Genomic DNA, 19514 nt, shown 5'->3' with positions numbered 1-19514 from the left:
TCAGGACGTCTCGACGAGACTGTCGACCCGCGCGGCATCGAAGGCGACATAGCGCGCAAGCGCCAGCGCCGCCGACTTCGGTTCCTCGTAACTCCATGCGGCGTTTTCGATCACGCCGTCTTCCGTCTGCAAATCGAAATACACGGCCAGGCCGCGCAGCGGGCAGGCCGTCGTGACGCTCGACTTCACCAGCCGATGCATGTTGACGTCGCCGCGCGGCAGGTAATGGGTGTCCGGCGCACCGGTTTCGCGCACCGTCAGCGCGCCGAGCGAATCGGCATAGGTGATGCCGCGGTGAATCACGCGCACGCGATGGCGATTCGGCACGATTTCTAGACGAGGGTCGGCGGCATCGGACATCGTTGTTCCTCCGGGCGGCCGCGGCATCGAGGCCGGGCGCAGGAAACGAAAAAGCCACGGCACGCGGCCGTGGCTTTCATTATCGGCGAAACTCGGTCCGATTGCGCGCCCCGCGACGGGGCCGCCGCGCTACTGCGCGCTCCACTGGAACGCCGCCTTCGTGCCGCCCTTCGCGCCCACCGTGACCGCGCGCGATTCGTCGCTGCCCTGGTACGACGCCTGCACCGTGTAGCGGCCCGGCGGCAGCTTCACGAGCATGTACGGCCCGTGCGCGTCGGTCTTCAGCACTTCAGCGCCGTTCGCGTCGGCAATCCGCACCTGGACGTCGGCCAGGAACTCGCCGCCCGCGCCCGTGAAGCGCAGCGCGAGCGGCCACGCGGCTTCGTTGCGCTGGAACGCCGTCGACTCGTCCTGCCCGATGCCGCCGGACACGAAGGTGACGTCGCCCTGGTGGCGCGCGGCGGGCAAGCCGTCCGACTGCGCGTACGCGCCGGGCGCCGGCCGCGACGCCAACGGCCAGCGCCGCGGCGATCGCGAATCGGGACATGCTGCGTGGATGTTGCATGGCACTCTCCTTTCGGGTCGGAACACTGCATCACGGGTGCCGGGGACGCCGGACGCCCGGCGACGCCCGCCCAGACCGGTCGAGCCGGCCTGAGGCGGCCGCCGCCGGTCAGCTCAGGTCGACCGGCACGAAGATCTGCGCATTGTCGCGCTGGATCAGCAGCGCGAGGCTGTTGCCGGCGCCCTTCACCGCGTCGCGCAGCTGTTCGGGGCTCGTCACCGGCCGGCCGTTCACCGCGAGGATCACGTCGCCGGGCTGGATGCCCGCGCTCGCGGCAGGGCCGCCCGCCTGCTGGACCAGCAGCCCGTGCGACAGCCGCGTCGCGCCGCGCTCCTGCGGCGACAGCGGCCGCACCGCGACGCCGAGCCGGCCCTGTTCGACCGGACCGCCGTCGTTCGATGCGACCTTGGTGTCGGCCATCGAGCCGAGCGTCACGCTGACCGTCTTCTTCGCCTTGTCGCGCCAGATCTGCAGGTCGGCCTTCGAGCCGGGCTTGAAGCTCGCGATCTGCGACGGCAGCGTCGTCGAATCGGCCACCGGCATGCCGTTGACCGCCAGGATCACGTCGCCCGGCTGCAGGCCCGCCTTCGCGGCCGGGCCGCTCGGATCGACCGAACTGACGAGCGCGCCGTCCGGCTTCGGCAGCCCGAACGAGCTGGCCAGCGTCTGGTTCAGCCCCTGCACCGCGACGCCGAGGCGGCCGCGGCTCACGTGGCCCGTCTTCACGAGCTCGTCCTTCACCTTGATCGCCTCGTTGATCGGAATCGCGAACGACAGGCCCTGGAAGCCGCCCGTCTGCGAATAGATCATCGAGTTGATGCCGATCACCTCGCCCTTCAGGTTGAACAGCGGGCCGCCCGAGTTGCCGGGGTTGACCGGCACGTCGGTCTGGATGAACGGCGTGTAGTTCTCGTCGGGCAGCGCGCGCGACTTCGCGCTGATGATGCCGGAGGTCACCGTGTTGTCGAAGCCGTACGGCGAGCCGATCGCGACCACCCACTGACCGACCTTGCTCTGCGCCGGATCGCCGATCTTCACGATCGGCAGCCCGCCCGCGTCGATCTTCAGCACCGCGACGTCGGACTGCTTGTCCGCGCCGACGACCTTCGCCTTGTACTCGCGCTTGTCGGTCAGCTTCACGGTGACGACGTTCGCGCCGTCGATCACGTGCGCATTCGTCAGGATATAGCCGTCCGGGCTGACGATGAACCCGGAGCCGAGGCTCGCGCTCGGCTGGTCGTCCGGCTGCGCGTCGCCGCCCATGCCGGGCATCTGGCCATAGAAGTGCTTGAAGAACTGGTAGAACGGGTCGCTCGGGTCGATCGGCAGCTGCGGCTGCTGCATGCGTCGCGCGGTCTGCTTCACCACGTGCTTCGCGCTGATGTTCACGACCGCCGGGCCGTAGGTCTCGACGAGCCCGGAAAAATCGGGAATGCCGGTCTTCGCGGCCGCTTCGGCCGGCATCAGCGCGGCCGCCTGCGCGGGCGTGATGATCTGCGGATCGGCACGCCGGGTGCCCGCCACGTAGCCGGCGGACAGCGCGGCCGCCACCGCGACGGCAACGGCGCCGCGCGCAAGGAATCGGGTATTCATCGTAGGACCTCCTCTTTTTGTTACGACGCAGCGTAACGACCCTGACTTAAAGGAGGCTTAATCAGCCTTAAACGGGGCTTAAACCACCACCGGAAGGCGCGCGGACGGCCTTCTGCGCCGATCCTGCCCAATCCCGCTCCTTCATACCTGCTCGGACTGGCGCGGCGCCTCGGCCGGCATCTCGGCGTTGTGAAACACGACGCTGACGAGCAGGCCGCCCGCCGCCGCGTCGCCGAGCGTCACCGTCGCGCCCTGCTGCGCCGCAACGCGCTTGACGATCGCGAGGCCGAGCCCGCTGCCCGACACGTCGGTGCGGGCCCGCGCGGAGCTGTCGCGGTAGAAGCGGTCGAACACGCGCTCGCGCTCGTCGGCCGGGATGCCCGGGCCGCTGTCGCCGATCTGCACGCATGCGCGGCCGGCCGCGTCGCGCATCAGCGACACGTCGATGCGGCCGCCGTCGGGCGTGTACTTGACCGCGTTGTCGAGCAGGTTGCCGAACATCACGCGCAGCGCGGCGACGTCGGCGACGACCCGCGCGGGCTGCGACTCCTCGAAGCCCAGGTCGATGCCGCGACGCTGCGCGAGCGGCGCGTGCGCGGCCGCGCATTCGGCGAGCAGCGCCTGCAGGTCGACCGCCTCGCGCACCGTCCCGCCGTCCGGTTCCGAGCGGGCGAGCGCGAGCAGCTGTTCCGCGAGGCGCGTCGCGCGCGTGACGCCGTCCTGCAGGTCGGCGAGCGCCTCGCGGCGCGACGCGTCGTCCTTCGCGCGCCCGACGAGTTGCGCCTGGATCTGCACCGCCGCGAGCGGCGTGCGCAGCTCGTGCGCGGCGTCGGCCACGAACGCCTTCTGCGTGTCGAGCGCCGCCGACAGCCGCGCGAGCAGCCCGTTGAGCGCATGCACGAGCGGCTGCACCTCGAGCGGCAGCGGCGCATCGGGCAGCGGATCGAGCGCCTCCGGCCGGCGCGCCTCGACCGCGCGCGTCACGCGGCGCAGCGGCGCGAGCCCGCGCCCGACGATCATCCACACGGCCGCGCCGAGGAACGGCAGCAGCACGATCAGCGGCCACAGCGTGCGCAGCGCGACGTTCGCCGCGAGCCGGTTGCGCACCGACACCGGCTGCGCGAGCTGCACGACGTTGTCGCCGACGATCGCGCCGTACACGCGCCATTCGCCGCGGTCGGTGCGCTCGGTCGAGAAGCCGAGCTCGGCGCGCGGCGCGATCGGCGCGCGCGGATGCGAGAAGTACATCAGCACGCCGTTGCGGTTCCAGATCTGGATCACGATGCCTTCGTCGCCGTTGGTGCGCGAGCCGAACACCTGCGAGAACGGCTCGGACGGCAGCGCCGCGGCGATCTCCTGCAGCTGGTAGTCGAACAGCTCGTTCGCCTCCGCGAGCGCCTGCCGGTAGATCAGCCAGCCGGCCATGCCCACGCCGGCGACGACGATCGCCAGCAGCCAGATCAGCAATTGATGACGGATCGACCTCACGCGTCAGCTTTCCTTGACGACCATGTAGCCGAGCCCGCGCACGTTGCGGATCAGGTCCGAACCGAGCTTCTTGCGCAGCGCGTGGATGTAGACCTCGACGGTGTTGCTGCCGATCTCCTCGCCCCAGCCGTACATCTTCTCCTCGAGCTGGCTCTTCGACAGCACCGCGCCCGGCCGCGCGAGCAGCGCCTCGAGCAGCGCGAACTCGCGCGCCGACAGCGCGACGGGCGCGCCGTCGAGCGTCACCTGGTGCGAAGCGGGATCGAGCGTCAGCGCGCCGTGGCGGATCAGCGATTCGCTGCGCCCCGCCTGGCGGCGAATCAGCGCGCGCATCCGCGCGCCCAGCTCGTCGAGATCGAACGGCTTGACCAGGTAGTCGTCGGCGCCCGCGTCGAGCCCCTTCACGCGATCGGCGATCGCGTCGCGCGCGGTGACGATCAGCACCGGCAGCGCCAGCCCGCGCGCGCGCAGCGTGCGCAGCACGTCGATGCCGTCGCGCTTCGGCAGGCCCAGATCGAGCAGCAGCAGGTCGTACGCCTCGCCGCCGAGCGCGGTGAGCGCCGCGTCGCCGTCCTGCACCCAGTCGACCGCGAAGCCGTCCGAGCGCAGCGCCTTGCGCACGCCCTCGGCGATCATCCGGTCGTCTTCGACAAGCAATATCCGCATCTGGGTCGGCATCCGTGGGACGAGTGAATCATGCCGAGCATTGTAGCGCCGCGGATTGCGTGCGCGGCATCGTGCACCGCGCCGCGGCGGTTTCATCGGATCCGACCCAACTTGTCTCTACAATGTGCGCTTCGGCGCCGCGCGCGCCTCGCTCACGCACCCGCTTTCCCGTATTCGTCCATGCCGATTTCCGTCCTCGCCGCCCGGTTCGCGCCCCGCGCCCGCCTCTGCCTGCGCGCCGCCGCCGTCCTCGCCGCCTGCACCGCCCTGTCGTTCGCGCCGCCCGCGCAAGCCCGCAAGAAGCCGCACAAGCCGCCCCGTCGTGTCCGCCGCCGCGCGCGCGGCCGGCCTGCCGCCGTCCGTGCTGGTCGCGCTGCAGCGCGCGAAGGTGCCCGCGTCGGCGATGAGCGTCGTCGTCGAGCGGGTCGGCGATCCGGAGCCGCTCGTCGCGTGGAACGCGAGCCGCCCGATGCTGCCGGCATCGACGATGAAGCTCGTCACGACCTTCTCGGGCCTGTCGATCCTCGGCCCCGACTTCCGCTGGCGCACGTCCGCCTATGCGGACGGCACGCTCGACCCGGACGGCACGCTGCAGGGCAACCTGTACATCAAGGGCAGCGGCGATCCGAAGCTCGTGCCCGAGGAGCTGATCGACCTCGTCGACAAGATCCGCAAGGCCGGCATCAAGCGCGTGAGCGGCGGGCTCGTGCTCGACAAGACCTATTTCGCGGCGTCGACGCGCGACCTGCCGGCGTTCGACGAGGACGCGAGCGCGCCGTACAACGTCGGCCCCGACCCGCTGCTGTACGCGTTCAAGGCCGTCTCGTTCACGCTGACGCCGGGCGACGACGGCAAGGTCGCGATCGACGTGCTGCCGCCGCTCGCGAACCTGTCGATCGACAACCAGCTCCATGAAGGCAACGGCTCGTGCGGCGCGGCGTCGGCCGCGGCGCGCCCGACGCTGACGGCGGGCGACGGCATGCTGACCGCGTCGTTCGCGGGCGACTATCCGCTGCGCTGCGGCGCGCGCACGACCAACCTCGCGATCCTCGATCACTCGACGTTCTTCGCGCGCGGCTTCCTCGCGCTGTGGCAGCAGGACGGCGGCACCATCACGGGCCCCGTGAGTGAGGGCAAGGTGCCGGCGACCGCGCGGCCCGTCGCCGTGCACCACAGCCCGGTGCTCGGCAGCGTCGTCTACGACATCAACAAGTTCAGCAACAACGTGATGGCGCGCAACCTGTTCCTGACGATCGGCGCGGAAAGCGGCAAGCCGCCCGCGACGCCCGAGCAGTCGAGCCGCGTGATCCGCGCGTTCCTGCAGAAAAGCGGCATCGCGATGCCGGAGCTCGTGCTCGACAACGGCTCGGGCCTGTCGCGCGACGAGCACGTGAGCGCGCAGTCGCTCGCCGCGCTGCTGCAGGCCGCGAACGCGAGCCCGGTCGCGCAGGCGTTCATCGATTCGCTGCCGATCGCCGGCATCGACGGCACGATGAAGAACCGGCTCACGAACGCGGGCGTGCTCGGCAACGCGCACATCAAGACCGGCACGCTGCGCGACGTGCGCGCGATCGCCGGCTACGTCGCGGGCGCGGACGGCCAGAGCTACGTCGTCGTCAGCTTCATCAACGACGATCACGCGGAAGCCGCGCGCGCCGCGCACGACAGCCTGCTCGAATGGATCTACGCGGGCGCGCGCTGACGGCCGCGCCGGCAAAACGGGGCCGCACCGCGCAGCCCCGCACGGCGCGGCTTCGGTAGAAACCCTGTCCTCTGAGGGAACCCTCTACGCTCCCCTCTCGCCTAGCGCGACCCGATTGCGTAGGCTGTCGCCTGACCCATATTCACAATCGGGCGTCTGCCCGGCCACGAGACTTGCAGGGGAAAGAAGGAGGAGACACGCCCATGCGATTCGACGTCGAATTGCTTCTGCTCGCGCTGGCGCCCGTCTTCCTGCTCTGCATCGGCTGGGAGGCCTGGCACTTCGCCCGCACCCGTCCGCAGGCCGCCGTCTACGCCTGGCGGGACACACTGTGCAACGCCGCGCTCGCGCTGATGCACCAGGGCGCGGACAAGGTCGCATGGCTGTTCGTGATTCCCGTGTACGCATACTGCTACCGGCACTACCGCCTCTTCACGTGGCAGGACGGCTGGCTGTCGTTCGCCGTGCTGTTCGTCGCGCAGGACCTCCTCTACTACGTGTTCCATCGCGCGAGCCACCGCGTGCGCTGGCTGTGGGCCGCGCACGTCGTGCACCACTCGTCCGAGCGGATGAATTTCTCGACCGCGATGCGCCAGAGCCTGATGTACCCGGTCGCCGGCATGTGGGCGTTCTGGCTGCCGCTCGCGCTGCTCGGCTTTCCGCCGCAGCAGATCGTCGGCATCGTGCTGATCAACCTCGCGTTCCAGTTCTTCGTGCATACGCAGGCGTTCGGCAAGCTCGGCTGGATCGAATACGTCTTCAACACGCCGTCGATCCATCGCGCACACCATGCGCGCAACCCGCGCTACATCGACCGCAACTATGCGGGCGTGCTCGTGATCTGGGATCGGCTGTTCGGCAGCTTCGTCGAGGAGACGCCGGCCGACCCGCCTCAATACGGGATCGTCGAGCGGCTCGGCTCGAACAACCCGCTCGTCGCGACGTTCCACGAGTGGGGCTCGATGGCCGCCGATGCGTGGCGCGTGCCCGGATGGCGCGACAAGCTGCGCGCGGTTTTCGGGCCGCCCGAATGGGCGAGCGCCTATCATGCACGGATGGCCGGCGCCGCCGCTGACGATCCGCGCACGGCGCAGCCCGCAGGCGCGAACCGGTCAAGCTAGAACAACTTTCAGCCAACGGCCGCCGCGACCCGGACCTGAGCGGGCATGCGGCAGATGCGAAACATCAGGCCATATCTACGAGGAGATCGATCGATGCAACCACAACGAACCGCACCGTCCCGCGCACGGCGCCGCCTGCTGCGCACCGCCCAGGTTGCGATCGCAGGCGCCACGTTCGCGCTGCTCGCCGCATGCGGCGGCGGCGGCGACGACAACAACGCGCCCGCCGCGCCGCCGTCCGGCGTGAAGATGCAGATCGTGTCGTTCGGCGACAGCCTGTCCGACGTCGGCACCTATTCGCAGATCCTGCTCGGCTTCGGCGGCGGGCGCTTCACGACCAACCCGGGGCAGGTCTGGACGCAGAACGTCGCGAATTACTACGGCGACACGCTGCAGCCCGCCAACCAGGGCGGCTTCGGCATCCCGCTGCAGGCGACGGGCGGTCTCGGCTATGCGCAGGGCGGCTCGCGCGTCGCGCTGCAGCCGGGCATCGGCCACGCGGACGCGAGCGTGCCGAACTCGGACTTCGCGCAGGCGACGACGACGCCGATCGCCGACCAGGTCAAGCAGTACCTGTCGCAGCACGGCAGCTTCAACGCAGGCCAGATCGTGCTGATCAACGGCGGCGCGAACGACATCTTCTACCAGGCGCAGGTCGCGCAGGCACAGGGCAACACGCCGGCCGCGCAGCTCGCGGCCGCGCAGGCGATCGGCCTGGCCGCGCAGCAGCTCGGGGGGCTCGTCCAGCAGATCGTCGCCGCAGGCGGCACGCACGTGTTCGTGTCGAACATCCCGGACATCGGCGGCACGCCGCTCGCGCTGCAAGGCGGCACGCAGGCGACCTTCACGCGGCTGTCGGGGCTGTTCAACCAGACGCTCGCCGGCACGCTGGCCGCGCTGAAGGTCGACCCGACGAAGTACAAGCTGGTCGACGTGTTCACGTGGCAGGACGGCATCGCGGCCAACTATCAGGCGAACGGCTTCGCCGTGTCGAACACCGACACCGCGTGCAACCTGAAGGCGATGGTGGGGCCGCTGCGACGAAGTTCGGCGCGCCGGTGCCGACGGCCTTCGGCTCGTCGCTGTTCTGCTCGCCGCAGACCTACACGACGGCGAACGCGGACCAGACCTACATGTTCGCCGACACGGTCCACCCGACGACGCGCCTGCACGCGCTGTTCGCGCAGTTCGTCGAGCAGCAGATCGCATCGACCGGCGTCGGCAAGTAAGCGCGACGCACGCAACGAAAAACGCCCGACCGGTTCGCGCCGGTCGGGCGTTTTCTTTTCATCTCGTCCGCGGATGCCGCCGCGGCAACCGCTCGCGCCCTTACCCCTGCGCTTCGAACGCGGCCGCCGCGCGGCCGAGCCGGTCGTTGACCGCGATCCATTCGACGGTGTCCGGCAGCTTCTCGACGAGGATCCGCGCGACGTCCGCACGGTCGAGCGCGCGCAGCATCCCGTAGAGCGCGTGCGCATACGCCTGCGGATCTTCCGGCGCGGCGATGAAATGCACGTCGGCGGCCTGCGCCCAGCGGCCCGCGCGCGATGCGCGCGCGACCAGTGCGACCCGTTCGCCGGCCGCGTGCGCGGCGGCGAGCAGCGGCTCCAGTTGATCGAACGGCAGCAGCGCGAGCGGCGTGCGCGGCGCGTAATGCGCCTTCAGCGTGCCGGACGCGCGCGGCGCGGTCGCGTCGCTGCCGTCCGGCAGCCGCGGCGCGCGGCCAAGCACGTCGGCGATCTGCTGCGGGCTCACGTGGCCCGGGCGCAGCAGCGCCGGGAAGCCGCGCGACAAGTCGAGGATCGTCGATTCGATGCCGACTTCCGACGGCCCGCCGTCGAGCACGTGCACCGTGTCGCCGAACTCGTCGCGCACGTGCTGCGCGGTCGTCGGGCTCACGTGCCCGAAGCGGTTCGCGGACGGCGCCGCCACCCCGCCGTGCCCGCCGCGCCGCGCGCTGAACGCGTCCAGCAGCGCCTGCGCGACCGGGTGGGACGGGCAGCGCAGGCCGACCGAGTCCTGCCCGCCGCTCACGGCGTCCGGAATGCGCGGATGGCGCTTCAGGATCAGCGTCAGCGGGCCGGGCCAGAACGCGTCGATCAGCTCTTGCGCGCATCGTCGGGCAACGCTTCGACCCAGTAGCCCGGATCGCCGCCCGGCGGCAGGTGCACGATCACCGGATGATTCGCCGGCCGGCCCTTCGCCGCATAGATGCGCGCGACGGCCTCGGGATTGGCCGCGTCGCCGCCGAGCCCGTAGACGGTTTCGGTCGGAAACGCGACGAGCTGGCCCGCATCGAGCAGCGCGGCGGCGGCGGCGATCTGCGCGCGCGTCACGGACTTCGGGAGATCGCTGGACATCGGCACGGCGTCAGTCGAGCGGCACGCGCAGCAGCTGCGCGCACGTGGTGGCCGCGCCGAGCGCGTCGTCGCGCGTCGCGGCCGTGAAGTTCACGTGGCCCATCTTGCGGCCGACGCGCGCCTCTTCCTTGCCGTACAGGTGCAGATGCGCGGCCGGCATCGCGGCGACCTGGTCCCACGGCGGCGTGACGGACGCGCCCGCGGCGCCGTCCGGGAACCACACGTCGCCGAGGATGTTCAGCATCGCGGCCGGCGAATGCTGGCGCGGGTTGCCGAGCGGCATGCGCGTCATCGCGCGCACCTGCTGCTCGAACTGGCTCGTCGCGCACGCATCGACCGTGTAGTGGCCGGAATTGTGCGGGCGCGGCGCCATCTCGTTCGCGACGAACGAGCCGTCCTCGAGCACGAAGAATTCGACGCACAGCACGCCGACGTAGCCGAGCGTGTCGGCGATCCGCACCGCGGCCTGCTGCGCCTTCTCGACGAGCGCGGCATCGGCGGCCGGCGCCGGCACGACCGTCAGCGACAGGATGCCCGCGTGGTGGGTGTTCTGCGCGAGCGGGAACGCGGCCGAGCGGCCGTCGGCGCCGCGCGCGATCAGCGCCGACACCTCGTACTTCAGCGGCAGGCGCTTCTCCAGCACGCACGGCACGCCGCCGAGCGCCGCGTGCGCGTCGCGCGCTTCCTGCGCGCTGCTCACCCGCACCTGCCCCTTGCCGTCGTAGCCGAGCCGCGCGGTCTTCAGGATGCCCGGCAGCACCGCGTCGAGCGCCGCATCGTCGAGCGCGGCGAGCGCCGCGGCCGATTCGATCACGACATGCGGCGCGACCGGCACGCCGGACGCCTCGATGAACCGCTTCTCCGCGATCCGGTCCTGCGCGACCGCGACGCAGCGGCCGGCCGGCGCGACGAACGTCGTGCGCGCGAGGAAATCGAGGCTCGCGGCCGGGACGTTCTCGAACTCGGTCGACACCGCGTCGCACAGCGCCGCCAGTTCGGCGAGCGCGGCTTCATCGTCGTACGCCGCGCGCAGGTGGCGGTCGGCGACCGCGCCGGCGGGGCTCGTCGGATCGGGATCGAGCACGGCGACGCGGTAGCCCATCGCTTGCGCGGCGAAGCAGAACATGCGGCCGAGCTGGCCGCCGCCGACCATGCCCAGCCAGGCGCCGGGCAGGATCGGGGAAGTGGATTGAGAAGTGGTCATGTCAGTGGTCGGTCACGGCGGGCAGCGCGCCCGCCGCAGTAAGGACAATCCGGGTTCGACTGCCCGGTTGCCGGGCAGCCCTGGTCCGGGCGGCCCGTTGCATTCATTCCAGCGGCGGCAGCACCATTGCGTGCGCGGCCTCGTTCTGGCGCACGCGGAACGCGGCGAGCCGGTTCGCGTAGTCGGCCGACGTGCCGGACAGGATCGACACCGCGAACAGCGCCGCGTTCGCCGCGCCGGCCTCGCCGATCGCGAAGGTCGCGACCGGCACGCCCTTCGGCATCTGCACGATCGAGTGCAGCGAATCGACGCCCTTCAGGTACTTGCTCGCGACCGGCACGCCGAGCACCGGCACCGTCGTCTTCGCGGCGAGCATGCCCGGCAGGTGCGCCGCGCCGCCCGCGCCGGCGATGATCGCGCGCAGGCCGCGCTCGCGCGCCTTCTCCGCATAGTCGAACATCTCGTCGGGCATCCGGTGCGCGGACACGACCTTCGCCTCGTACGGCACGCCGAACTCCTGCAGGATGGCCACCGCATGCTTCATCACGTCCCAGTCGGAACTCGAACCCATCAGCACGCCGACGAGCGGCGCGCTGTGCGTGTGGGCAGTCTGGACTTCACTCATTTCGTGTTCCCGTCGATGCTCAGGCGAGCGGCTGGCCGGTGATGCGCTCGAGCGCTTCCTGATATTTCGCGGCCGTCTTCTCGACGACGTCGGCCGGCAGCGCCGGCGCCGGCGCCGTCTTGCCCCACGGCTGCGCCTCGAGCCAGTCGCGCACGAACTGCTTGTCGAACGACGGCGGGTTCGTGCCGACCTGGTACTGGTCGGCCGGCCAGAAGCGCGACGAATCGGCCGTCAGCACTTCGTCCATCAGGTACAGCTTGCCGTGGTTGTCGAGGCCGAATTCGAACTTCGTGTCGGCGATGATGATGCCGCGCGTCGCCGCGTAGTCAGCCGCTTCCTTGTACAGCTTGATCGAGATGTCGCGGATCGTCGCGGCCAGCTCGGTGCCGATGCGGCGCTCGGTTTCCTCGAACGTGATGTTCTCGTCGTGCTCGCCCATCTCGGCCTTCGCGGCCGGCGTGAAGATCGGCTCGGGCAGCTTCTGCGCGTTCTGCAGGCCTTCCGGCAGCTTGACGCCGCACACGGCGCCGCTCTCCTGGTATTCCTTCCAGCCGCTGCCGGCCAGGTAGCCGCGCACGACGGCTTCGATGAGGATCGGCTCGAGGCGCTTGACCACCACGCCGCGGCCCTTGACCTGCTCGACCTCGTCGGCCGCGACGACCGCTTCCGGCGCGTCGCCCGTCAGGTGGTTCGGGACGATGTGCGCGAGCTTGTCGAACCAGAAGTTCGCCATCTGGTTCAGCACGCGGCCCTTGTTCGGAATCGGCTCGCCCATGATCACGTCGAATGCCGACAGGCGGTCGGTCGTGACGATCAGGAGCTTGTCGTTGCCGACCGCGTAGTTGTCGCGGACCTTGCCGCGACCGAGGAGCGGCAGCGAGCGGAGCGTGGATTCGTAGAGGGTAGACATCGTCTTTTCGCAGATAAGGAGCCAAACAAAAAGGGAAACGCCGTTCCCCGCGGCTGGCGGGAACGGCGGCCTTGCGATACTTCGGCGTGCGGCCGGGCGGCAAGGCCCGGGCGGCGCCGGCCGGCCCTTTTTCGGCCGGCGGGACGGTCACGGCCGGCGGACATCCGCCGGCCGGCAGCCCCGGATCGTACTACAGTCTCAGCGCACGACCTGCGCGAGCTCGCCTGCCTTGTACTTCTCGGCGATCTTGTCGAGCGGCACCGGCTTGATCTTGCCGGCCTGGCCTTCGCAGCCGAACGCGAGGTAGCGGTCGACGCAGACCTTCTTCGCCGCTTCGCGCGCCGGCTTCAGGTAGTCGCGCGGATCGAACTTGCCCGGGTTCTCGAACAGGTAGCGGCGGATCGCGCCGGTGATCGCGAGACGCAGGTCGGTGTCGATGTTGATCTTGCGCACGCCGTGCTTGATGCCTTCCTGGATTTCCTCGACCGGCACGCCGTAGGTTTCCTTCATGTCGCCGCCGAACTGGCGGATCTCTTCCAGCAGCTCCTGCGGCACCGACGACGAACCGTGCATCACGAGGTGCGTGTTCGGGATGCGCGCGTGGATCTCCTTGATGCGCTGGATCGACAGGATGTCGCCCGTCGGCTTCTTCGAGAACTTGTACGCGCCGTGCGACGTGCCGATCGCGATCGCGAGCGCGTCGCACTGCGTGAGCTTCACGAAGTCGGCAGCCTGCTCCGGATCGGTCAGCAGCTGCTCGCGGGTCATCGTGCCCTCGGCGCCGTGGCCGTCTTCCTTGTCACCCTTCATCGTCTCGAGCGAGCCGAGCACGCCGAGTTCCGCCTCGACCGTCACGCCGATCGAATGCGCCATCTCGACGACCTTGCGCGACACGTCGACGTTGTACTCGTACGATGCGACCGTCTTGCCGTCCGCCTCGAGCGAACCGTCCATCATCACGCTGGTGAAGCCGCTGCGGATCGCCGCCATGCAGACCGCCGGCGACTGGCCGTGGTCCTGGTGCATCACGACCGGGATGTGCGGATACGACTCGACCGCCGCTTCGATCAGGTGGCGCAGGAACGGCTCGCCCGCATACTTACGCGCGCCGGCCGATGCCTGCATGATCACGGGTGCGCCCACCTGGTCCGCCGCCGCCATGATCGCCTGCACCTGCTCCAGGTTGTTCACGTTGAAGGCCGGCAGGCCGTAGCCGTGCTCTGCCGCGTGGTCCAGCAATTGACGCATTGATACGAGAGGCATTGTGGAACTCCTTGAATGAAAACCGGTGCGCCCTGAGCGCCGGCGCGGCCTGGCCAGGGTGACCCCGGTCGGACGGGCGCGGCTGAGCGTCGAATAGGCGCATTTTATCGCGAAGCGCCTCCGAATCCGACCGGTTGGCGGCCTCCGCTCGCAATTTGTTACCTTCGCACGGCACAATGCGGGCAAAAATCAGAAAAAAAGCCGCGCGGGGCATCGGACCCCGCGCGGCTTTCGGCAATAAAACGGTGCCCGATCGAATCGGGCCGCCGGGTCAGTAATGCTCGCCGACCCGGACGATCTTCAGCGTATTGGTGCCGCCCGCCTGCCCCATCGGCTCGCCGACGGTCAGCACGACCATGTCGCCGCGCGCGACGAGCCCGCGCTGGACGATCAGCTCGATCGCCTGCTGGAGCGCCGCGTCGCGATCGCTGTTGAAGTCGACGTGCAGCGGCGTGACGTTGCGGTACAGCGCCATCGTGCGCTCGCTGCCGACCCGCGGCGTCAGCGCGAAGATCGGCACGTGCGTGTAGTGGCGCGACATCCACAGCGCGGTCGCGCCCGACTCCGTCAGCGCGACGATCGCCTTCGCGCCCAGGTGGTAAGCGGTGAACAGCGCGCCCATCGCGATCGACTGGTCGATCCGCGTGAACGTGCGGTCGAGGAAATCCTTGTCCAGCTCGACGTGCTCGGACTTCTCGGCCTCGACGCAGACGGCCGCCATCGTCTCGATCGTCACGACCGGGAACCTGCCCGCGGCCGTCTCGGCCGACAGCATCACCGCGTCGGTGCCGTCGAGCACCGCGTTCGCGACGTCCGACACCTCGGCGCGGGTCGGCACCGGCGCGTGGATCATCGATTCCATCATCTGCGTCGCGGTGATCACGAGCTTGTTCGACTCGCGCGCCATCCGGATCATGCGCTTCTGCAGCGCCGGCACGGCCGCGTTGCCGACCTCGACGGCCAGGTCGCCGCGCGCGACCATGATGCCGTCGGATGCGTCGAGGATGCTCTGCAGCGCCGGAATCGCCTCCGCGCGCTCGATCTTCGCGATCATCTTCGGCTTGATGCCGTACGGCGCGCCCGCGATGTTCGCGAGCTGGCGCGCCATTTCCATGTCGGTCGCGTTCTTCGGGAACGACACCGCGACGAGGTCCGCGCCGAGCGACATCGCGGTGCGGATGTCCTCCATGTCCTTCGCGGTCAGCGCCGGCGCCGACAGCCCGCCGCCCTGCCGGTTGATCCCCTTGTTGTTCGACAGCTCGCCGCCCACCTTGACGATCGTGTGGATCTCGTCGCCGAGCACGCGCTCGACGGTCAGCACGATCAGGCCGTCGTTCAGCAGCAGCACGTCGTCCGGCTTCAGGTCGCGCGGCAGCTCCTTGTAGTCGAGGCCGACGCGCTCGTCGTTGCCCAGCTCGCAGCCCGCGTCGAGGATGAACGGCTGGCCCGGCTCGAGCGTCGTCTTGCCGTTCTCGAACTTGCCGACGCGGATCTTCGGCCCCTGGAGGTCCGCCATGATCGCGATCTCGCGGCCGACCTTGCGGGCGGCCTCGCGCACCATCTCGGCGCGCTGGCGGTGATCATCGGCGGTGCCGTGCGAAAAATTGAGCCGCACGACGTCGAGGCCCGCCTGCATCATCTGCAGCAGAATCTCCGGCGAACTGGAAGCCGGGCCGATCGTGGCGACTATCTTGGTGGCGCGCTGCATGAAACTCCTCATCTGGATCAAGGTGGATGCGCTGGGTGAAACGCTGCGAGAGCCGGACGCGGCAGGCCCAGCGGCGGCCGCTCCGGAGGGCGCGCCGGTGCTGGCGCCCGGCGTCGCTTTGTTCTGAATCTCGTGGTGCTGCATGGCCGCGTCGCCGGCGGCCGCCGGTGCGCGCGGGGCGGTGTTCGCCCGCGCGGGCGCGCGTTTGCGCTTGCCCGCGCCGGCCGTCGGCTCCGCCTTCGCGGAGCGCGCGGCCTTCGTCACCCCTGCGCGCGCCGCCACGCTCAGGCCGCCCGCGTTTCGAGCACTTCCACCGCCGGCAGCTTCTTCCCTTCGAGGAACTCGAGGAAGGCGCCGCCGCCCGTCGAGATGTAGCTGACCTGGTCATGGATGCCGTACTTCGCGATGGCCGCGAGCGTATCGCCGCCGCCCGCGATCGAGAACGCGGACGATTTGGCGATGGCGTCGGCGAGCGTCTTCGTGCCGTTGCCGAACTGGTCGAACTCGAACACGCCGACCGGGCCGTTCCAGACGATCGTGCCGGCCTTCTCGAGCTGGCTCGCGAGCGCCTTGGCCGTTTCCGGCCCGATGTCGAGGATCATGTCGTCCGCCTCGATGTCGGCGACCTTCTTCACGGTCGCGGCGGCCGTCGGCGCGAATTCCTTCGCGGTGACGACGTCGGTCGGGATCGGCACCGACGCGCCGCGCTTGCGCGCTTCGTCGATGATCGCCTTCGCCTCGCCGACGAGGTCGGCTTCCGCGAGCGACTTGCCGATCGGCAGGCCGGCCGCGAGCATGAACGTGTTCGCGATGCCGCCGCCGACGATCAGCTGGTCGACCTTCTCCGCGAGCGACTTGAGGATCGTCAGCTTGGTCGACACCTTCGAGCCCGCGACGATCGCCACCAGCGGGCGCGCCGGGTTGCCGAGCGCCTTGCCGAGCGCGTCGAGCTCGGCCGCGAGCAGCGGGCCCGCACATGCGACGCTCGCGTACTTCGCGATGCCGTGCGTGGTCGCCTCGGCGCGGTGCGCGGTGCCGAACGCGTCGTTCACGTACACGTCGCAGAGCTTCGCCATCTTTTGCGCGAGCTCGTCCGAGTTCTTCTTCTCGCCCTTGTTCACGCGGCAGTTCTCGAGCAGCACGACCTGGCCCGGCGCGACGTTCACGCCGTTCTCGACCCAGTTCGCGACGAGCGGCACGTCGCGGCCGAGCAGCTCGGCGAGGCGCTTTGCGACCGGCGCGAGCGAATCTTCCGGCTTGAACTCGCCTTCGGTCGGGCGGCCGAGGTGGGACGTGACCATCACGGCCGCGCCGGCGTCGAGCGCGGCCTTGATGGCCGGCACGGACGCGCGCACGCGGGTGTCTTCGGTGATGTTGCCGTGGTCGTCCTGCGGGACGTTCAGGTCGGCGCGGATGAACACGCGCTTGCCGGCGAGCTGGCCGGCGGCGATCAGGTCGGTAAGACGCTTGACTTGGCTCATGTTGGACAAATTGAAGTGGTGGATGGGGAAAAAAGAAAGGGGTCTTACGCAACACGTGCGCGGGCTGCCGCTGAGGGCGCCGGATGCGGCCGTGGCTGGCGGATCCGCATGACGCGCACGGGTAAAAAATCTGGAACGGGCATTCTAGCCGATCCGTTCGGACGCCTGCCCGCATGGCGGCGAATTCCGCCTATTTGGGACAACGCGGAATGCTGCGATGCGGCCAAGCCGATGCGCGCGCATCAGGCGACCAGGCGCAGGCCGGTGAACACGAGCATCCCGACGACGATCGTGCCGAGCATGCTGCGCCGCCACAGGTACCAGCCGAAGCCGGCGAGCGCCGCATAGAACTGATGATTGGCGAGTGCGAACGACAGCCCGGCCGGGGTTTCGAGCACGTCGGGCAGCACGACGGCCGCGAGCGCCGCCGCCGGCGCGTAGCGCAGCGCGCGCTGCGCGCGCTCGGGCAGCACGGTGCGCTCGCCGCCGATCAGGAACAGCGCGCGGGTAACGGCCGTGACGAGCGTCATGCCGATGATGACGAGCCAGATCTGCACGGCGCTCATTCGACCTCCTTCTGCTGCACGGTTTCAGTGCGGATGCGGCGCCAGTCGGCCCGCTCGACGAAGAAGTCGGCGGTGCAGCCGGCCGCGAGCGCGGCCAGCACCGCGAGCGGCAGCGCGAGCCGGTACGGCAGGTCGAACGCAACCAGCGACACGACGCCGGCGACCGCGACGGCGGCCAGCGTCGAGCGGTTCGCGACCGCCGACACCATGATCGGGATCAGCGCGAGCGTGCCCGCGAGCTCGAGCCCCCAGCTCGCGGGAAAGAAGCTCGCGAGCAGGATCCCGGCGATCGACGACACCTGCCACGACAGCCAGCTCGACAGCGCCATCCCCCAGAAATACGCTTCCTTGCCCGGCACGTGGCCGGTCGCGAAGCCCCGTTTCTGGAACAGCAGGTAGATCACGTCGCCGTTGAAATAGCCGATCGCGAGACGCCGCCACAGCGGCAGGTAGGAAAAATGGGGGGCGAGCCCGGCGCTGAAGATCACGAAGCGCGTGTTGACCATCGCGGCGGTGAGCAGCACGGTCCAGAGCGGCAGCTTCGCGAGGAGGAGCGGCAGCACCGCGAGCTGCGACGAGCCCGCGTAGACGAGCAGCGACATCGCGGTCGCCTGCCCGAGCGTCATCACCGACTTGCTCATCGCGATGCCCGTGACGAGCCCCCAGGACAGGATGGCCATCAGCGTGGGCGAATAGTCGCGCGCGCCCTGGATCAGCGCGAAGCGGTCGGTGGCGGACAATCGAGCAGGCATGGGGAAGAAAGAAGGCGCCGCGGCGGGCGGTTTGCGAGGGGCGCCGGCGTCTCCTGCCGGCGCAGCCCGTCGTCGTTGGAATCGGTACCGGGCGATTATAGCCTCGCCCCCGCGCCGACCGCCCGGGTTGACGCCAAAAGACGCTAAAATGTGCGCCTTTCCCGCTCAACGCTGCACACAACCGCTTCCGACAGGAGAATCCTATGTCAATGGCCGACCGCGACGGCAAGATCTGGATGGACGGCAAGCTGATCGACTGGCGTGACGCCAAGATCCACGTCCTGACCCATACGCTGCACTACGGCATGGGCGTCTTCGAAGGCGTGCGCGCGTACAAGACGGCCGACGGCAGCACCGCGATCTTCCGCCTGCACGAGCACACGAAGCGCCTGCTGAACTCCGCGAAGATCTTCCAGATGGACGTGCCGTTCGACCAGGAAACCCTCGAAGGCGCGCAGCGCGACGTCGTGCGCGAGAACAAGCTGGAGTCGTGCTACCTGCGCCCGATCATCTGGGTCGGCTCGGAAAAGCTCGGCGTGTCCGCGAAGGGCAACACGATCCACGTCGCGATCGCCGCATGGCCGTGGGGCGCATACCTCGGCGAGGAAGGCCTCGCGAAGGGCATCCGCGTGAAGACGTCGTCGTTCACTCGCCACCACGTCAACGTGTCGATGGTCCGCGCGAAGGCGTCGGGCTGGTACGTGAACTCGATCCTCGCGAACCAGGAAGCGACCGCCGACGGCTACGACGAGGCGCTGCTGCTCGACGTCGACGGCTACGTGTCGGAAGGCTCGGGCGAGAACTTCTTCCTCGTAAACCGCGGCAAGCTGTTCACGCCGGACCTGTCGTCGTGCCTCGACGGCATCACGCGCGACACGATCATCACGCTCGCGAAGGATGCCGGCATCGAGGTGATCGAGAAGCGCATCACGCGCGACGAGGTCTACACGGCCGACGAGGCGTTCTTCACCGGCACCGCCGCCGAAGTCACGCCGATCCGCGAGCTGGACAACCGCACGATCGGCAGCGGCGCGCGCGGCCCGGTCACGGAAAAGCTGCAATCGGCATTCTTCGATATCGTGTCGGGCAAGAATGCGAAGTACGCGCACTGGCTGACGAAGATCTGAGCGCGCGCCGCACGCGAATGCCC

15 protein-coding genes and 4 pseudogenes are annotated in these 19514 nt (G+C 69.6%); 5 read left to right on the top strand and 14 right to left on the bottom strand.

All coding sequences use genetic code 11. The features are described 5' to 3' along the window. The 5 genes and pseudogenes from WJ35_RS14035 to WJ35_RS14015 all read right to left on the bottom strand — a co-directional run bounded on the left by WJ35_RS14035 (position 1) and on the right by WJ35_RS14015 (position 4672). Positions 1-360, bottom strand: a complete 360-nt coding sequence (locus WJ35_RS14035) for a DUF427 domain-containing protein (protein ID WP_069239327.1) — start codon at positions 358-360, stop codon at positions 1-3. Positions 361-489: 129 nt separating this feature from the next. Next, positions 490-925 (bottom strand): annotated as a pseudogene (locus tag WJ35_RS14030) (carboxypeptidase-like regulatory domain-containing protein). 108 nt (positions 926-1033) lie between these two features. Then, a complete protein-coding gene (locus WJ35_RS14025) occupies positions 1034-2518 on the bottom strand; it encodes a DegQ family serine endoprotease (RefSeq protein WP_060236691.1) in 1485 nt (494 codons plus the stop codon). 141 nt (positions 2519-2659) lie between these two features. After that, on the bottom strand, positions 2660-4006 hold the full coding sequence (locus WJ35_RS14020; RefSeq protein ID WP_060236693.1) for an ATP-binding protein: 1347 nt from the start codon (positions 4004-4006) through the stop codon (positions 2660-2662). 3 nt (positions 4007-4009) lie between these two features. Further along, positions 4010-4672 (bottom strand): response regulator, encoded by a 663-nt coding sequence (locus WJ35_RS14015; RefSeq protein WP_010090818.1) that lies wholly within the window; start codon positions 4670-4672, stop codon positions 4010-4012. 180 nt (positions 4673-4852) lie between these two features. Here WJ35_RS14015 and dacB point away from each other — a divergent pair. The 3 genes and pseudogenes from dacB to WJ35_RS14000 all read left to right on the top strand — a co-directional run bounded on the left by dacB (position 4853) and on the right by WJ35_RS14000 (position 8724). Then, positions 4853-6374, top strand: a pseudogene (dacB, locus tag WJ35_RS14010) (D-alanyl-D-alanine carboxypeptidase/D-alanyl-D-alanine endopeptidase). A 203-nt stretch (positions 6375-6577) separates the two neighbouring features. Further along, a complete protein-coding gene (locus WJ35_RS14005) occupies positions 6578-7495 on the top strand; it encodes a sterol desaturase family protein (RefSeq protein ID WP_060236696.1) in 918 nt (305 codons plus the stop codon). 93 nt (positions 7496-7588) lie between these two features. Continuing rightward, positions 7589-8724, top strand: a pseudogene (locus tag WJ35_RS14000) (SGNH/GDSL hydrolase family protein). A 100-nt stretch (positions 8725-8824) separates the two neighbouring features. On the opposite strand, the pseudogene WJ35_RS13995 reads toward WJ35_RS14000, so the two are convergent. The 6 genes and pseudogenes from WJ35_RS13995 to pyk all read right to left on the bottom strand — a co-directional run bounded on the left by WJ35_RS13995 (position 8825) and on the right by pyk (position 15565). Then, positions 8825-9855, bottom strand: a pseudogene (locus tag WJ35_RS13995) (L-threonylcarbamoyladenylate synthase). Between the two features lie 10 nt (positions 9856-9865). Then, the gene (locus WJ35_RS13990) at positions 9866-11059 is read right to left on the bottom strand and encodes a 5-(carboxyamino)imidazole ribonucleotide synthase (protein ID WP_060236703.1); all 1194 of its coding nucleotides are present in this window, start codon (positions 11057-11059) and stop codon (positions 9866-9868) included. 103 nt (positions 11060-11162) lie between these two features. Further along, on the bottom strand, positions 11163-11684 hold the full coding sequence (gene purE / locus WJ35_RS13985) for a 5-(carboxyamino)imidazole ribonucleotide mutase (protein ID WP_006763511.1): 522 nt from the start codon (positions 11682-11684) through the stop codon (positions 11163-11165). Between the two features lie 19 nt (positions 11685-11703). After that, on the bottom strand, positions 11704-12594 hold the full coding sequence (locus WJ35_RS13980; protein ID WP_010090810.1) for a phosphoribosylaminoimidazolesuccinocarboxamide synthase: 891 nt from the start codon (positions 12592-12594) through the stop codon (positions 11704-11706). Between the two features lie 198 nt (positions 12595-12792). Then, positions 12793-13857: a class II fructose-bisphosphate aldolase gene (gene fba, locus WJ35_RS13975; RefSeq protein ID WP_010090809.1), complete on the bottom strand. Its 1065-nt coding sequence runs from the start codon at positions 13855-13857 to the stop codon at positions 12793-12795. A 271-nt stretch (positions 13858-14128) separates the two neighbouring features. Then, positions 14129-15565 (bottom strand): pyruvate kinase, encoded by a 1437-nt coding sequence (pyk, locus tag WJ35_RS13970; RefSeq protein ID WP_060236705.1) that lies wholly within the window; start codon positions 15563-15565, stop codon positions 14129-14131. Between pyk and WJ35_RS32520 the strand changes: the two genes are divergently transcribed. Further along, entirely contained in the window at positions 15564-15692 is a 129-nt protein-coding gene (locus WJ35_RS32520; protein WP_010090807.1) for a hypothetical protein, read from the top strand. The two genes, pyk and WJ35_RS32520, sit on opposite strands and share 2 nt — an antisense overlap. A gap of 157 nt (positions 15693-15849) precedes the next feature. Here the strand turns inward: WJ35_RS32520 and WJ35_RS13965 are convergent, their stop codons facing one another. From WJ35_RS13965 to WJ35_RS13955, 3 genes are all read right to left on the bottom strand, one after another. Then, the gene (locus WJ35_RS13965) at positions 15850-17046 is read right to left on the bottom strand and encodes a phosphoglycerate kinase (protein WP_060236708.1); all 1197 of its coding nucleotides are present in this window, start codon (positions 17044-17046) and stop codon (positions 15850-15852) included. A gap of 242 nt (positions 17047-17288) precedes the next feature. Continuing rightward, complete coding sequence (locus tag WJ35_RS13960) at positions 17289-17612, bottom strand: AzlD domain-containing protein (protein WP_010090804.1); 324 nt, start codon at positions 17610-17612, stop codon at positions 17289-17291. Next, complete coding sequence (locus WJ35_RS13955) at positions 17609-18364, bottom strand: AzlC family ABC transporter permease (protein WP_060236711.1); 756 nt, start codon at positions 18362-18364, stop codon at positions 17609-17611. The genes WJ35_RS13960 and WJ35_RS13955 overlap by 4 nt, the downstream gene beginning before the upstream one ends. A gap of 203 nt (positions 18365-18567) precedes the next feature. Between WJ35_RS13955 and WJ35_RS13950 the strand changes: the two genes are divergently transcribed. Next, the gene (locus WJ35_RS13950) at positions 18568-19491 is read left to right on the top strand and encodes a branched-chain amino acid transaminase (protein ID WP_010090803.1); all 924 of its coding nucleotides are present in this window, start codon (positions 18568-18570) and stop codon (positions 19489-19491) included. The last annotated feature ends 23 nt before the right edge of the window (positions 19492-19514 follow it).

Source organism: Burkholderia ubonensis (genome assembly GCF_001718695.1).
Taxonomy (GTDB): Bacteria; Pseudomonadota; Gammaproteobacteria; order Burkholderiales; family Burkholderiaceae; genus Burkholderia; species Burkholderia ubonensis_B.
The sequence above is the reverse complement of the archived record's forward strand: the minus strand, read 5'-3'. Positions and strand labels throughout refer to the sequence as shown.

Bases quoted from the DNA above. Each gene is read 5' to 3' on its own strand.
- WJ35_RS14035 (WP_069239327.1), bottom strand. From the start codon at position 360: ATGTCCGATGCCGCCGACCCTCGTCTAGAAATCGTGCCGAATCGCCAT.
- WJ35_RS14025 (WP_060236691.1), bottom strand. From the start codon at position 2,518: ATGAATACCCGATTCCTTGCGCGCGGCGCCGTTGCCGTCGCGGTGGCG.
- WJ35_RS14015 (WP_010090818.1), bottom strand. From the start codon at position 4,672: ATGCGGATATTGCTTGTCGAAGACGACCGGATGATCGCCGAGGGCGTG.
- WJ35_RS14005 (WP_060236696.1), top strand. From the start codon at position 6,578: ATGCGATTCGACGTCGAATTGCTTCTGCTCGCGCTGGCGCCCGTCTTC.
- WJ35_RS13990 (WP_060236703.1), bottom strand. From the start codon at position 11,059: ATGACCACTTCTCAATCCACTTCCCCGATCCTGCCCGGCGCCTGGCTG.
- purE (WP_006763511.1), bottom strand. From the start codon at position 11,684: ATGAGTGAAGTCCAGACTGCCCACACGCACAGCGCGCCGCTCGTCGGC.
- WJ35_RS13980 (WP_010090810.1), bottom strand. From the start codon at position 12,594: ATGTCTACCCTCTACGAATCCACGCTCCGCTCGCTGCCGCTCCTCGGT.
- fba (WP_010090809.1), bottom strand. From the start codon at position 13,857: ATGCCTCTCGTATCAATGCGTCAATTGCTGGACCACGCGGCAGAGCAC.
- WJ35_RS32520 (WP_010090807.1), top strand. From the start codon at position 15,564: ATGAAACTCCTCATCTGGATCAAGGTGGATGCGCTGGGTGAAACGCTG.
- pyk (WP_060236705.1), bottom strand. From the start codon at position 15,565: ATGCAGCGCGCCACCAAGATAGTCGCCACGATCGGCCCGGCTTCCAGT.
- WJ35_RS13965 (WP_060236708.1), bottom strand. From the start codon at position 17,046: ATGAGCCAAGTCAAGCGTCTTACCGACCTGATCGCCGCCGGCCAGCTC.
- WJ35_RS13960 (WP_010090804.1), bottom strand. From the start codon at position 17,612: ATGAGCGCCGTGCAGATCTGGCTCGTCATCATCGGCATGACGCTCGTC.
- WJ35_RS13955 (WP_060236711.1), bottom strand. From the start codon at position 18,364: ATGCCTGCTCGATTGTCCGCCACCGACCGCTTCGCGCTGATCCAGGGC.
- WJ35_RS13950 (WP_010090803.1), top strand. From the start codon at position 18,568: ATGTCAATGGCCGACCGCGACGGCAAGATCTGGATGGACGGCAAGCTG.